12 protein-coding genes are annotated in these 13,932 nt (G+C 71.8%); 6 read left to right on the top strand and 6 right to left on the bottom strand.

Going from position 1 to position 13,932, the window contains the following annotated elements; genetic code table 11:
* Positions 1-3: 3 nt before the first annotated feature.
* Positions 4-1,122 carry a polyprenyl synthetase family protein gene (locus tag ACIPEP_RS16015; RefSeq protein ID WP_402717811.1) on the top strand — a complete coding sequence of 373 codons (1,119 nt, stop codon included), beginning with the start codon at positions 4-6 and terminating at the stop codon, positions 1,120-1,122.
* A gap of 72 nt (positions 1,123-1,194) precedes the next feature.
* Here ACIPEP_RS16015 and ACIPEP_RS16020 read toward each other — a convergent pair whose 3' ends face one another.
* The gene (locus tag ACIPEP_RS16020; RefSeq protein ID WP_254789630.1) at positions 1,195-1,551 is read right to left on the bottom strand and encodes an Rv2175c family DNA-binding protein; all 357 of its coding nucleotides are present in this window, start codon (positions 1,549-1,551) and stop codon (positions 1,195-1,197) included.
* Positions 1,552-1,723: 172 nt separating this feature from the next.
* On the opposite strand from ACIPEP_RS16020, the gene ACIPEP_RS16025 reads away from it, so the two are divergent.
* Together ACIPEP_RS16025 and pknB are read left to right on the top strand one after the other, a co-directional pair.
* On the top strand, positions 1,724-2,956 hold the full coding sequence (locus ACIPEP_RS16025; protein WP_402717812.1) for a LysM peptidoglycan-binding domain-containing protein: 1,233 nt from the start codon (positions 1,724-1,726) through the stop codon (positions 2,954-2,956).
* Positions 2,957-3,125: 169 nt separating this feature from the next.
* Positions 3,126-5,150: a Stk1 family PASTA domain-containing Ser/Thr kinase gene (gene pknB, locus ACIPEP_RS16030; RefSeq protein WP_402717813.1), complete on the top strand. Its 2,025-nt coding sequence runs from the start codon at positions 3,126-3,128 to the stop codon at positions 5,148-5,150.
* Positions 5,151-5,656: 506 nt separating this feature from the next.
* Here the strand turns inward: pknB and ACIPEP_RS16035 are convergent.
* The 3 genes from ACIPEP_RS16035 to ACIPEP_RS16045 all read right to left on the bottom strand — a co-directional run bounded on the left by ACIPEP_RS16035 (position 5,657) and on the right by ACIPEP_RS16045 (position 8,824).
* Positions 5,657-7,000, bottom strand: a complete 1,344-nt coding sequence (locus ACIPEP_RS16035) for a class II 3-deoxy-7-phosphoheptulonate synthase (RefSeq protein ID WP_092387865.1) — start codon at positions 6,998-7,000, stop codon at positions 5,657-5,659.
* 97 nt (positions 7,001-7,097) lie between these two features.
* Entirely contained in the window at positions 7,098-7,838 is a 741-nt protein-coding gene (locus ACIPEP_RS16040) for a 1-acyl-sn-glycerol-3-phosphate acyltransferase (RefSeq protein ID WP_070418642.1), read from the bottom strand.
* Between the two features lie 32 nt (positions 7,839-7,870).
* Positions 7,871-8,824, bottom strand: coding sequence for an ROK family glucokinase (locus ACIPEP_RS16045; protein WP_070418641.1), 954 nt, complete (start codon positions 8,822-8,824; stop codon positions 7,871-7,873).
* A 121-nt stretch (positions 8,825-8,945) separates the two neighbouring features.
* Here ACIPEP_RS16045 and ACIPEP_RS16050 point away from each other — a divergent pair, with 121 nt between their 5' ends.
* Positions 8,946-10,790: an AMP-dependent synthetase/ligase gene (locus tag ACIPEP_RS16050; protein ID WP_402717814.1), complete on the top strand. Its 1,845-nt coding sequence runs from the start codon at positions 8,946-8,948 to the stop codon at positions 10,788-10,790.
* Positions 10,791-11,070: 280 nt separating this feature from the next.
* On the opposite strand, the gene ACIPEP_RS16055 is transcribed toward ACIPEP_RS16050, so the two are convergent.
* Both ACIPEP_RS16055 and ACIPEP_RS16060 read right to left on the bottom strand, forming a co-directional pair.
* Positions 11,071-11,637 (bottom strand): GNAT family N-acetyltransferase, encoded by a 567-nt coding sequence (locus ACIPEP_RS16055; RefSeq protein ID WP_071303490.1) that lies wholly within the window; start codon positions 11,635-11,637, stop codon positions 11,071-11,073.
* A gap of 41 nt (positions 11,638-11,678) precedes the next feature.
* The gene (locus tag ACIPEP_RS16060; RefSeq protein WP_402717815.1) at positions 11,679-12,548 is read right to left on the bottom strand and encodes a VOC family protein; all 870 of its coding nucleotides are present in this window, start codon (positions 12,546-12,548) and stop codon (positions 11,679-11,681) included.
* Positions 12,549-12,702: 154 nt separating this feature from the next.
* On the opposite strand from ACIPEP_RS16060, the gene ACIPEP_RS16065 reads away from it, so the two are divergent.
* Positions 12,703-13,266: a hypothetical protein gene (locus tag ACIPEP_RS16065; protein WP_229085410.1), complete on the top strand. Its 564-nt coding sequence runs from the start codon at positions 12,703-12,705 to the stop codon at positions 13,264-13,266.
* The gene (gene lepB / locus ACIPEP_RS16070; protein WP_402717816.1) at positions 13,263-13,880 is read left to right on the top strand and encodes a signal peptidase I; all 618 of its coding nucleotides are present in this window, start codon (positions 13,263-13,265) and stop codon (positions 13,878-13,880) included. The genes ACIPEP_RS16065 and lepB overlap by 4 nt, the downstream gene beginning before the upstream one ends.
* Positions 13,881-13,932: the final 52 nt, after the last annotated feature.

A 13,932-nucleotide genomic window follows, 5' to 3' on the forward strand; every position in this document is an offset into this window, starting at 1 on the left:
AGTGTGGCTGAGAGTACGCGATTAGTGGACCTCGTGTCGGCGCGGATCGATCGGGCGCTGGACGACCAACGGGAACGGCTCGCCGCGATCAGTCCGGACCTGGCTCCGTTCGACCAGTACGCGCGGGATCTGCTCGCCGGGGGCAAGCGGTTCCGGGCACTGTTCTGCTACTGGGGCTGGCAGTCCGTCGCGGGGCGGTCGGGCTCGTTCGACCCGCTCGGCGAGGGGTCCCGGCAGACCACGGCCGAGGCGATCGTCACGGTCGCGGCCGCGCTCGAGATCTTCCACGCCGCGGCGCTCGTCCACGACGACATCATGGACCGCTCGGACACCCGTCGCGGGCGTCCGGCAGCGCACCGCCGGTTCGAGTCCCTGCACGAGGAGTCGGGCTGGGTCGGCGACCGGGCGCTCTACGGCACGAACTCGGCCCTGCTGCTCGGCGACCTCCTGCTCTCCCTGAGCGACTCGGTCTTCGACGAGGGGCTCGCCCTGCTCGACCCCGCGCGGGGCCGCATCGTCCGCCAGGAGTTCCACACCATGCGCCTCGACGTCACGGCGGGGCAGTACCTCGACGTGCACGAGGAGACCGCCTGGCCGACCATCGACGAGGACGAGCACCTCGTCCGTGCCCAGCGCGTCATCGTCTTCAAGTCCGCGAAGTACTCGATCGAGGCCCCGCTCGTGATCGGTGCCCTCGTGGCCGGGGCATCGGACGCGCAGCTCGAGGGGCTCCGGGCGTTCGGCCTCCCCCTCGGCGTCGCCTACCAGCTCCGCGATGACATGCTCGGCGTCTTCGGCGACCCCGAGGTCACCGGCAAGCCCGCCGGCGACGACCTGCGCGAGGGCAAGCGCACCGTCCTCATCGCCTCGGCCCGCAAGGCGTTGCCGAGTGGTCCGCGGCAGTTGCTCGACGAGCTCCTGGGCGACCCGGACCTCGACGAGGCGCAGGTCCAGATGCTCCGCGCGACGCTCACCGAGTCCGGTGCGGTCGCCGCCGTCGAGCGGTCCATCGAGCGGCACGTGCAGCGCGCGAAGGCCGCCATCGAGGCGGCACCGCTGACGCCGTCGGCGCGCGAACAGCTCGTCGCGCTTGCCGACACGGTCAGCCGCCGCTCCGCGTAGACGCCCCCACCTGCATGCCAGGAGGCACGGTGCCGGCTGGCACCGCGCCTCCTGGACCCGACGTGGGAACCGCTAGAGCAGCGACTGGGCGACGCGACGCACCTCGGCCTTGCGGCCGGCGCGCAGCGCGGCGATCGGCGAGGTGCCCATCGCGTCGTCGACGGAGAGCATCCAGCGGACGGCCTCGTCGTCGGTGAAGCCGTTGTCGGACAGGACGATGAGCGTCCCGCGGAGTTCCGGCAGGGGCTCGGTGTCGTCGAGGAACTCGCTCGGCACACGCAGGACACCGTCGATGCGCGCGGCCAGCAGCGTCTTCTGCTCGAAGAGCCGGTGGACGCGTCCGGGGCTCACCCCGAGCAGGTCCACCAGGTCGGGGACGGTCAGCCATCGCTCGGAAAGGGTCGTGTCGTCGATGGGTGCAGCACTCACAGGCCCCATGTTGCCAGAGTGCGACGGGGCGTCACACCGACTCGTTCGTCACATTCGTCACACACGCAACATCCGACTCTCTGGTTGACTTGGGAATCACGCCATGCCAGCGTGGGAACACCTGTGAGTGCGCACGCACGTGCAACGGCTCACCGCTCGAACAGGAGACACCGTGGACAACGCTGCAGACGAAGACGCCCGGCGCGCACGATCCGCCCGGTTCGCGACCATGCCCATCGTCCTCGCGGGGACGATCGCGGTGACCGCCGGACTCACCGGCCCGGTCGCCCACGCCGAACCGCGCCACGACGACGACAACCGCAACAAGCGGCACGTCGACGAGGACCGCACGGTGACCGATCGACCGGTCTTCGAGACCGCGGTCGCCCGTCCGTCGCAGGCCACCGTGACCACGGTCGCCGCCGTCTCGACGAAGGCGCCCGCCACGGCTGTGCCCACGAACTACACCGTCCGTCAGGGCGACACCGTGTCGGGCATCGCCGCCCGCTACGGCCTGTCCGCGCAGGAGGTCCTCGTGCGCAACGGCCTCGGCTGGAACACGATCATCCACCCCGGGCAGACGCTGCACCTCTCCTCGACACCGGCGGTCAGCACGGCGTCGGCGACGACCTCGGCCACGGGCAGCTACCACGTCAAGCAGGGCGACACGGTGTCCGGCATCGCCTCGCGCGTCGGTGTGTCGACCACGGCGCTCCTCAGCGCGAACAAGCTCTCCCAGCGCTCGGTGATCTACCCCGGGCAGACGCTGCGGGTGCCGACCGCGGGTGCGACGGCAGCGCCGGTGGCGGCGGTCACGTCCGCTCCGGCCTCCACCTCCGGCAGTGTGTCGTCGGCCCGGGCCGGCAGCGTGAAGATCGGGACGGGTGACACCATCGCCTCGATCGCGGCCTCGCACGGCGTGACGGTCTCGGCGCTCCTCTCGGCGAACGGACTCACCTACACGAGCACGATCTACGCCGGCAAGACGCTCGTCCTGCCGTCGTCGGGCCCGTCGCTCTCCGCCGAGCAGCGGGGCAACGCGGCGACGATCGTGGCGGTCGGCCGTTCCCTCGGGGTGTCCGACCACGGGATCGTCATCGCCCTCGCCGCGGCGATGCAGGAGTCGAGCCTGCGCAACCTCTCCCACGGGGACCGCGACTCGGTCGGGCTGTTCCAGCAGCGGCCGAGCCAGGGTTGGGGGTCCGCTGCGGCCCTCCAGGACCCGGCGACGGCGGCGAAGCGGTTCTTCACGGGCAACCCCGGGCACACCCGCGGGCTGCTCGACATCGCCGGGTGGTCGTCGATGAACGTCACGACCGCGGCGCAGGCCGTGCAGGTGTCGGCGTACCCGAAGGCGTACGCGCAGTGGGAGAAGACCGCGCAGAGCCTGCTGGCGTCGCTCTGAGCCTGGCCGCCGGGCCGTCGCGCGCGCTCGCACGCCCGTCCGCCGGGCCGTCGCGCGCGCTCGCACGCCTGGCCGCTCGGCGGAACCGAGTCATCCGCAAGATCGAGATTCGGTCACGACCGGAGCGTCAGTGCGGGTCCGTGCAGTCCCGATTCGTAGAATGCCGCCGATGACCACCAACGCCGCCACGGATCCGATGATCGGTCGCATGATCGATCACCGGTACCGCGTACGCTCCCGCATCGCGCGCGGCGGCATGGCGACCGTGTACCTGGCGACCGACGTGCGGCTCGAGCGGCGCGTCGCGATCAAGATCATGCACGGCCACCTGGCGGACGACCAGGCCTTCCGGGAGCGCTTCATCCAAGAGGCCCGGTCCGCCGCCCGGCTCTCCCACCCGAACCTCGTCGGCGTGTACGACCAGGGCGCCGAGGACGACACGGCGTACATCGTCATGGAGTACATCCCGGGCATCACGCTCCGCGACCTCCTGCAGGAACACCACGCGCTGACGCCCGAGCAGGCGACCGACATCCTCCGGGCCGTCCTCGCCGGGCTCGCCTCGGCCCACCGCGCCGGCATCGTCCACCGCGACCTCAAGCCCGAGAACGTCCTGCTCGCCGACGACGGCCGCATCAAGCTCGGCGACTTCGGTCTCGCCCGTGCGACCACGGCGAACACCGCGACCGGGGCGGCCCTGCTCGGGACGATCGCGTACCTCTCCCCCGAGCTCGTGACGCGCGGCGCCGCCGACTCCCGCAGCGACATCTACGCGCTCGGCATCATGCTCTACGAGATGCTCACCGGCGAGCAGCCCTACAAGGGCGAGCAGCCGATGCAGATCGCCTACCAGCACGCCAACGACTCGGTCCCCGCGCCGAGCGCCGCCGTCGCCGGGGTCCCGCCGGAGCTCGACGACCTCGTCGCATGGTCCACCGCCCGCAACCCGGACGACCGGCCGCGCGACGCCCGCGAGATGCTCGACCACATGTCGGGCGACCAGCAGCGTGCCACCGGTCAGTACCGCACCGCCGTGCTGCGGCCCGAGAACGCGACCGCGATAATCCCCGCCGGGTCCGCGACGCCGACCTCGGCGGACTCGGGCGACGCCACCACCATCCTCGAACCGGCCCAGCGTTCGTCGGCCCAGCAAGCCGGCGGCCGCGGTGGCCGGAACGCGCCGGGTCCCCGCCGGACCGGGTCGCAGCCAGGAGCCCTCTCCCCCGCCGGACAGCGGCTCGCCGACAAGTCGACCAAGCGTCGCAAGCGCGGGTGGATCATCCTCGTCGTCGTCCTCGTGCTCATGGCGATCGGCGGCTCGATCGGCTGGGCGCTCGGACCCGGACCGTGGGGCAACGTCCGCATCCCCGAGGTCACCGGCAAGTCCGTCTCGCAGGCACGACAGCTCCTCGAGGCGCAGGGCCTCCACACGGCGTCGTCGACCGCGACCCGCTTCGATGCCGTCGTCGCGAAGGGCCAGGTCTCCACGACCAAGCCCGCCGCCGAGCGCGAGGTCCGCAAGGGCACCTCGGTGCAGATCGTCGTGTCGAACGGGCCGAAGATGATCTCCCTGCCGGCCATCGTCGGGCAGCCGCTCTCCACCGTCACCGCGGCGCTCGACGATGACTTCCAACTGCAGGACGACCAGTACCAGTTCTCCGCCGACGCCCCGAAGGACACCGTCATCGCCGCGACGGGTCTCGGCACCGACGGCCAGACGATCGACCTCTCGACGGTCGAGACCTACGGTGAACGCGGCCCGGTGACGCTCACGGTCTCCCTCGGCGCGGTCCCGGACGTGGTCGGCAAGTCCGTGAGCGACGCCACGGCGACGCTCGACACGGTGGGGCTCACGCTCGGCTCGCAGGACGGCCAGTTCAGCGACGACGTGCCCGAGGGGCAGATCATGTCTGCGAAGGCCCAGGACGACCCCGTCGTGCGCGGCTCCGCGATCGACGTCGTCGTGTCCAAGGGTCGGGCGCCCATCACGCTGCCCGATGTGCACGGGAAGACGATCAACGACGCCACCTCGACGCTCGACGCGCTCGGGCTCAAGGTCTCGGTGCCGGACTGCACGAACATCCTGTGCGGCTTCTACGACTGGAAGGCCTCGCTCCCCGTCGAGTCCACGGACCCGGCGGCCGGCACGACGGTGCACCGCGGCGACACGATCACGCTCGCCTACAAGCAGTAGGCGAACCGCGCGGCGGCGAGTCTCGGCCCCGCGGACAGTTCCGCGCCCTCGCGCGGCCCGAACTGTCCGCCGGGCCGAGTCTCGGCCCCGGCCGCAAGCGCGTGACGGACGGGAGGCGCGGTGCGGGCTGGCACCGCGCCTCCCGTCCGCCGCTTGTGGCGACCACGGCGCGAAAGCGACAGACGCGCGCATCGCGACGCGGCCCGTGCCGCCGAGGCGACAGGGTCCCGCGGAGACCCCGCAGGACCCTGTCGCTTTCGCACGCCGCGGCCGTCGGCGGCGCTGCGAGACTCGGCCCGCACGACGGTGTCACGAGCGCGCGCGGACGGGAGGCGCGGTGCGGGCTGGCACCACGCCTCCCGTCCCACGGTCATGGCGACCACGGCGCGAAAGCGACAGACGTGCGCATCGCGACGCAGCCCGTGCCGCCGAAGCGACAGGGTCCCGCGGAGACTCCGCAGGACCCTGTCGCTCTCGCGAATCGCTGGCGCCCTACGCGCTACGCGCTACGCGCGCACGTGCGGGTGGGCGCCGAGCTCCTCGGCGACCAGGAACGCCAGCTCGAGCGACTGCATGTGGTTCAGCCGCGGGTCGCACAGGGACTCGTAGCGGGTCGCGAGGGTGGCCTCGTCGATCTGCTCCGAGCCACCCAGGCACTCCGTGACGTCGTCACCGGTGAGCTCGACGTGCATGCCGCCCGGGTACGTGCCGACCTCGCGGTGGGCCTCGAAGAAGCCGAGGACCTCGTCCACGACGTCGTCGAACCGGCGGGTCTTGTACCCGGTCGGCGTCGTCAGGCCGTTGCCGTGCATCGGGTCCGTCACCCACAGCGGGTTGGCGTCCATGCCCTTGATCGCCTCGAGCAGCTTCGGCAGCTCGTCGCGGATCTTGCCGGCGCCCATGCGGGTGATGAACGTCAGGCGCCCCGGCTCGCGGTTCGGGTCGAGCTTGTCGACCAGGGCCTTCATGTCGTCGACCGAGGTCGTCGGGCCGAGCTTGACGCCGATCGGGTTCCGCACGCGGGACAGGAAGTCCACGTGGGCGCCGTCCAGGTCGCGGGTGCGCTCACCGATCCAGATGAAGTGTCCGGAGGTGTCGTAGGCGAGCCCGGACCGCGAGTCGATCCGGGTCATCGGGCGCTCGTAGTCCATGAGCAGCCCCTCGTGCGAGGCGTAGAACTCGACGTGCTTCAGCTCGTCGAAGTCGGCCCCGCAGGCGTCCATGAAGCGGATCGCGCGGTCGATCTCCTTCGCGAGGTGCTCGTACCGGGCGTTCGCCGGGTTCGACGCGAAGCCCTTGTTCCACGAGTGCACCTGGCGCAGGTCGGCGAACCCGCCCTGCGTGAAGGCACGGACGAGGTTCAGGGTCGACGCAGCGGTGTGGTAGCCCTGCACGAGGCGTCGGGGGTCGGCCTGGCGGCTCTCCGGGGTGAAGTCGTAGCCGTTCACGATGTCGCCGCGGTAGGCGGGCAGCGTGACGTCGCCGCGGGTCTCGAAGTCGCTCGAGCGCGGCTTGGCGAACTGCCCGGCCATGCGGCCCATCTTGATGACGGGCATCGACGCACCGTAGGTGAGCACGACGGCCATCTGGAGGATGGTCTTCACACGGTCGCGGATCGAGTCCGCCGTGGCACCGGCGAAGGTCTCGGCGCAGTCGCCGCCCTGCAGCAGGAACGCCTTGCCCTGGGCCGCCGACGCGAGCCGTTCACGCAGCTTGTCGACCTCGCCCGCGAAGACGAGCGGGGGCAGCGTGGCGATCTCGGCCGAGGCGGCCTCGGCCGCGCTGGCGTCCGGCCACGTGGGCTGCTGCTTGATCGGGAGCGTCCGCCAATAGTCGAGGCCCTCGATCACGTCCGGATCCTGCAGGGCGACGAAGTCGGTCGACTCGAACAAGGGTGGTACCTCTCGAAGGGATGGCCGTCCGGGCGGATGCCGGAACCATCGAATCCTAACGTGCCGAGGTGCCCCGCCCATTCCGCGTGACCTTGCCGCGGAGGACCTGCTCGCGCGCCGTGCTCGCACGCTCCTTGACACTCGTCGCGTACACGTCGACGTACTCCTGGCGGCTCAGCCCGGCGAGCTCGTGCATGACCTCGTCGGTGACGCTGCGGAGGATGAAGCGGTCGGTCTCGAAGCCCTCGAAGCGGGAGAAGTCGAGGGGCTTGCCGAAGACGACGCCCACGCGCTTGAACTTCGGGAAGCGCTGCCCGATCTGCTGCACCTCGCGCGTGCCGACCATGGCGACGGGGACGACGGTGACGCGCCCCTCGAGGATCATGCGGGCGATGCCGGTGCGGCCCCGGTAGAGCTTGCCGTCCGGGCTGCGGGTGCCCTCGGGGTAGATGCCGAGCTGCTCACCCCGGGCGAGGACCTGCAGGCCGGTCCGGAGCGACGCCTCGGACGCCTTGCCGCCGGAGCGGTCGATGGGCAGCTGGCCGATGGCGTTGAAGAACGTCTTCGTCGCCCAGCCCTTGAGCCCGCGACCCGTGAAGTAGTCGCTCTTCGCCAGGAACGACAGCCGGCGGTCGAGCACGGCCGGCAGGATCACCGAGTCGATGAACGAGATGTGGTTGGACGCGAAGATCACCGGTCCCTTCGCGGGGACGTGCTCACGGCCGACGACCCAGGGCCGGAAGAGCGTGAGGATGAGCGGCCCGAGCAGGAAGTTCTTCAGCAGCCAGTAGGTCATCGTCGACTCCGAGACGGTGGGGTGGTGCGACCCTACGCCGTGCGGGCGTGGATCCGAGCGAGGTCGGCCGCGCCGACGACACCGGCGTCGTTGACGAGCTCGGCGATCACGAAGTCCGGCTCCGGGTGGTAGCCCCGGGCCGGCAGGTTGTTGAGGTAGGCCTGCTTGATCGGGTCGAGCAGCCGGTCCCCCGCGCTCGCAACGCCGCCGCCGAAGACGAAGAGCTGCGGGTCGAGCACGGCGGACAGCGAGGCGCAGGCCTCGCCGAGGTGCCGACCGAGTCGCCGCAGGGCCGCGAGGGCACCCGGGTCGTCGGCCAGGATCAGGTCGCCGACGATGTGCCCGTCGAGCTCCCCGCCGTTGGCCGCACGGGCGTCGGCGAGGGCGGAACCGATGCCGCCGGCGTCCGCGACGTCGTTCGCCATGCGCTGCAGGGCACGACCGGAGCCGTACTGCTCGATGCAGCCGCGGGCGCCGCAGCCGCACGGGAGGCCGTTCGGCACGATCCGGAGGTGGCCGATCTCGCCACCGGTGCCGAAGCCCCCGCGGAAGAGGCGGTCCTCGGTGACGATCGCACCGCCGACGCCGGTTCCGATCGTGAGCATGGTCATGTCGGACACGAGCCGTCCGGCACCGAAGCGGAACTCCGCCCAGCCCGCCGCGTTGGCGTCGTTGTCGACGGTGATGTGCAGGTCACCGATGCGCTGCTGCAGCTTCTGGCGCAGCGGCTCGTTCCGCCACCGGATGTTCGGCGTGTAGTAGACGATCGACTGCGAGGCGTCGATGAAGCCCGGCGCGGCGACGCCCACCGCGCTGACCTCGTTCGCGGCGCGCAGTCGCGAGACCATCGCGACCACGTCGTCGAGCATGGCGTCCGGGTCCGCAGCGTTGGTGGCCACCCGGTCCTCGGCGACGATCTCGCCCAGCTCCGTGACGACCGCTCCCGCGATCTTGGTGCCCCCGATGTCGATTCCGATGGCGTGCACGAGGAACGAGCCTACCGGTTCCCTGCGTCCACACGGAACGCTCGACACCGCGCCCTATGCTGGCGGTGTCGCCTCGACGATGAGGCGCACTCGAATCGAACCGGCCGACAAGGGAGTCACCGTGAACGATCAGCGGCACCCAACACCGATCACCGCACCCGACCACGGCTCGGCTGCCCGACTGCTCTCCGAGCGGGCGCGGGCGACACCGGACCGTCCGATCCTCGCCGAGCGCCGCGGCGACACCTGGACCCCGATCAGCGCGGCCGACGTCGAACGTCGGGTCCGCGGGATCGCGAAGGGCTTCGTCGCCGCAGGCCTCGAGCCCGGCGCGCACGTGGCGATCCTGTCGCGCACCCGCCTCGAGTGGACGCTCGTCGACTTCGCCGTGTGGACCGCCGGCCTCGTCTCGATCCCGGTCTACGAGACCAGCTCCCCCGACCAGGTGCGCTGGATCCTCTCCGACTCCGAGGCCGTCGCGATCGTCGTCGAGCAGGAGGAGCACGCCCGCCGTGTCGCGTCGATCGCACCGGACCTGCCGCACCTCGGCCAGCACTGGACGATCGACGGCGGCGGGCTCGACGACCTCGTCCGCCTCGGCGAGGACGTCACCGACGCCGAGCTCGACGCCCGCACCGTCGACGTGCACGGCCACGACGACGCCACGATCATCTACACCTCGGGGACGACGGGCCGGCCGAAGGGCTGCGTGCTCCGGCACGACAACTTCACCGCGACCGTGGAGGGCGCGTCGGAGGCGATGCCCGAGGTCGTCGCCGACGACGCCTCGACGCTGCTGTTCATCCCGATGGCCCACGTCTTCGCCCGGTTCATCGCGGTGATGTCCGTCTCCGCGGGCGTCCTCGTCGGCCACGAGCCGGACACGAAGGACCTCATGCACGCGGTGTCGACGTTCAAGCCGTCGTTCCTGCTCGCCGTCCCGCGCGTGTTCGAGAAGATCTACAACTCCGCCGAGCAGAAGGCCGACCTCGGCGGCAAGGGGCGGATCTTCCGCGCCGCAGCGAAGACCGCGGTCGCGCACTCCGAGGCCCTCGCGAGCGGGAAGGTCCCGCTCGGACTCGCCCTCCGGTTCAAGCTCTTCGACCGGCTCGTCTACACCAAGCTCCGCGACGCGATGGGCGGCCGCGTCCGCTACGCCGTGAGCGGCTCGGCACCGCTCTCCCCGCGGCTGTCGCACTTCTTCCGGTCGATCGGGGTGCTCATCCTCGAGGGGTACGGCCTCACCGAGACGACCGCTCCCGCGACCGTGAACCGAGCCGGGGAGCTCCGGATCGGCAGTGTCGGCCGCGCGCTCCCGGGCGTCGAGATCCGGATCGCCGAGGACGACGAGATCCTCATCCGCGGCGTCGACGTCTTCGACCGCTACTGGCGGAACGACGAGGCCACCGCGAAGGCCCTCGTCGACGGCTGGTTCCGGACCGGCGACCTCGGCCGGCTCGACACCGACGGCGTCCTCACCGTGACCGGCCGCGCCAAGGAGCTCATCGTCACCGCCAGCGGCAAGAACGTCGCACCGGCACCGCTCGAGGACGGCATCCGCGAGCACCCGCTCATCGGACAGGTCGTCGTCGTCGGCGAGGGCAAGCCCTTCGTCGCCGCCCTCGTCACGCTCGACCGGGACATGCTCGCCGGCTGGTGCGAGACGCGCGGGATCACCCCGGCGCTCACCGCGCACGAGGCCGCCTACGACGAGCGGGTCCACCAGGCCGTGCAGGAGGCGATCGACGCCGCCAACCAGCGCGTGTCACGTGCCGAGTCGGTCCGGTCGTTCACGGTGCTCGACACCGACCTCACCGAGGCGTCGGGGCACCTCACGCCGAAGCTGACGATCAAGCGTGCGGTCGTCCTGAAGGACTTCGCCGCCGACGTCGAGCACATCTACTCGGGGTCGAAGGTGCAGACCACCGCGACGCCCGTCGTCGAGGGTCGCCGCCGCCGGGGCTAGGTCCGCGACGCGTGCCAGGAGGCGGGGGGGGGGGGGGGGGGGGGGGGGCCGCCCCCCCCCCCGGGGGCGCCCCCCCGCCGGGCCGGCGCCCCCGGGGCGGGGGCCCCCCCCCCCCCCCCCCCCCCCCCGCGGGGGGGGGGGGGGGGGGGGGCGGGCGCGCGCGCGGGCCCCCCCCCCCCCCCGGTGCGGGGGGGGGGGGGGGGGCCCCCCCCCCCCCCCCCCCGGGGGGGGGGGGGGGGGGGCCCCCCCCCCCCCCCCCCCTCCCGTCTGTCGTCCCGTCCTAGACCTGCTGGCCGTTCAGCCAGATCGGGCCGGCCGGCCAGTCCTCGAGCCGCTCGGCGACGGGGAGCACCATCCAGCCGCCTTGGTCGGTCATCGGCAGCCCGGCGCCCTCGGCCGTGAACGCCGTGTAGTCCGCGACGACGTCGTCGAACACGTGCCAGCCGAGGTTCGCGTAGAACGGCACCCGGTTCTCACCGGCGCCGAGGAACCCGTACGGCACCGCCAGCCCCTCGAGCACGGCGTGCGCACGCTCCATCAGGTCGCGGCCCTTGCCGGTGCCCTGCAGTCGTGGCGACACCGCGACGAGGCCGGTGTCGCCGACGAGCACGTCCCGGCCGCCGACGGTGATGAACATCCGGCGGATCCCGACGTGGGCGAGGACGACGTCGTCGGCGTCACGGGCGAGCACGCGCCGCTCGGGCTGCATGCCCGCCCAGCTGCGGCCGCCCACGTACCAGTGCGACCAGTCGGGGAACGCCTGCCCCAGGAGCGCTGCGATCGCCTCGTGGTCGGGGAGCGACAGCGTGCTCTCCTCGACCACCTCCCACCGGATGTCCTCAGTCACGGGTCCATCCTGCCGGAGACCGCCCGTAACGGTGCGGGTGGTCAGCCGCGACCCGGTGCCGTGACCTCGATCCGGTTCGCCCACGGGTCCTCGAAGGCGACCGTCCGACCGTCGTCCGCCGACCGCACCCCGGAGTCGTGCATCCGCTCGACCAGGGCGCCGAGGTCGTCCGCGCCGGGGACCTCGATCCGGACGAGACCGAGTCCGAGCGCGAGCTGGCGGCGTCCGGCACCGCGCGAGTTCCACGTGTTCATCGCCATGTGGTGGTGGTAGCCGCCAGCGCTGACGAACAGTGCCTCACCCCAACCGGCCGTGGTCGCGAAGCCGAGCCGGTCGACGTAGAACTCCTTGGCGGTGGCGACGTCCCCGACCGACAGGTGCACGTGGCCGACACGTCCGGGGCGTGCTGCTGCGCCGTCGAGGGCGTCCTGCGTGAGGTGCTCCTGCAGGAAGGCGTTCGGGTCGACGGAGATGGTGGCCATGTCGACCATGCCGTGCGTCCACGACCACTCGGTGCGGTCGCGGTCCCAGTAGAGCTCGACGCCGTTGCCCTCGGGGTCGGTGAAGTAGAAGGCGTTGCTGACGAGGTGGTCGGCGCTGCCCGTGAAGGTCTGCGGGTACCGGGTCGCGACGGAGTAGAGCGCGGCGGCCAGGTCGGCCTTCGTGTCGAACAGGATCGCGGTGTGGAACAGGCCGGCGTCGTGCGGCCCGGCGTGCTGCATCGACGGCGCGTGCTCGAGGATGACGATCGGGGTCGTGCCCCGCCCGAGCACCGCCACACCGCCCTCGTTCGACAGGAGGGACAGCCGCACGCCGTCGCGGTAGTAGGCGATCATGCGGTCGAGGTCGGCGACCCGGAGCGTCACGGCGCCCATCGAGGTGTCGGCGGCGAGGAGGTCCTGCGTGGTCATGCGACCAGTGTGCGCCCATTTGGTTGACGCGTCAACCAAATTGGCGTGACGTCTGCCATCGCACACGTGGCGTGTGCCATCGCGAGCACGGCGCGTGCCATCGCACTCGGTGTCCTGTCGGCTGCGCGGCCCCGGGCCGGGCCAAGATGGAGGGATGCCACGCACACGACGACTGCCGGACCGAGCGGACGGCCGCGGTGGTGGCCGTCCGGACCGCCGCGACCTGCCGATCGAGCAGATGCGCGACCGGATGTCGTCGTACGTCTACGGCAACATCACCGTGCTCGCCGCCGCGATCGCCGTGGACCCCGCCGCGATCCACCACGGCTCGGCGGTGTGGGCGGTCCTCGGCACCGCGGTGCTCACGTACCTCGCGCACGTGCTGTCGCACCTGGTCGCGCACGGGCTCGGGGACGACGACGCGTCCGACGACGTCCGTCGCGAGTCCGTGGTCACCATCGTCCGCAACGCGAACCCGATCGCCACGTCCGGCCTCATCCCCGCGGTGCTGTACGCCGTCGCGTGGATCGGCTGGCTGCCCGCGTCGTGGGCGCAGACGGCCGCGCTCGTGATCCTCGTGGTCCGCATCGGCATGGTCGGTGTGTTCATGCAGCGGTTCAGCGGCAAGCGGCCGACGTTCCTCGGGCTCTGGGGTGGCATCGTGCTCGCCGCCGTCGCGTTCGTCATCGGTGTCGTCAAGGTGGTGCTGACGCATTGAGCGACGAAGCCGTCCCCGAGCCCCGCAGGCGTGCCCGCTGGAAGTTCCTCCGTGACCTCGCGATCATCGTGGTCGTCGCGCTCCTGGCGTCCTTCCTGGTGAAGTCGTACCTCGTCCGGTCGTTCTTCATCCCCTCGCTGTCGATGGCGAACACGCTCCTGGTCGGCGACCGGGTGCTCGTCAACGAACTCGTCCCCGGAGTGGTGCCGCTCCGACGCGGCGACGTCGTCGTCTTCGAGGACCCGGGCGGCTGGCTCGGGCCCGGGCAGGGGAACGACCTCATCAAGCGGGTGATCGGCCTGCCCGGCGACACCGTGTCGTGCTGCGACGCGCAGGGGCGCCTGTCGGTGAACGGTCACGCGGTCGACGAGTCGTACGTCGTGCTGCAGCCCGGCTCCGACCGGGTCGCGCTGACCGACTTCTCGGTGACCGTGCCGAAGGGCCGGCTGTGGGTGATGGGCGACAACCGGTACGACTCCGCCGACTCCCGTGCGCACGGGACCGTCCCGGTGTCGGACGTCGTCGGTCGGGCGTTCGTCACGACGTGGCCGGTGTCGCGGTGGGCGGTGCTGTCGCGGCACGGCGACGTCTGGGACGCGGTCCCGGACCCGTGATCGACGGCGAACGGCCGACCCGTTGCGCGACGCGGACGGGGGTCTCGCGTGC

The organism is Curtobacterium sp. NPDC087082, from assembly GCF_044745045.1.
In the GTDB taxonomy this organism is placed as follows: domain Bacteria; phylum Actinomycetota; class Actinomycetes; order Actinomycetales; family Microbacteriaceae; genus Curtobacterium.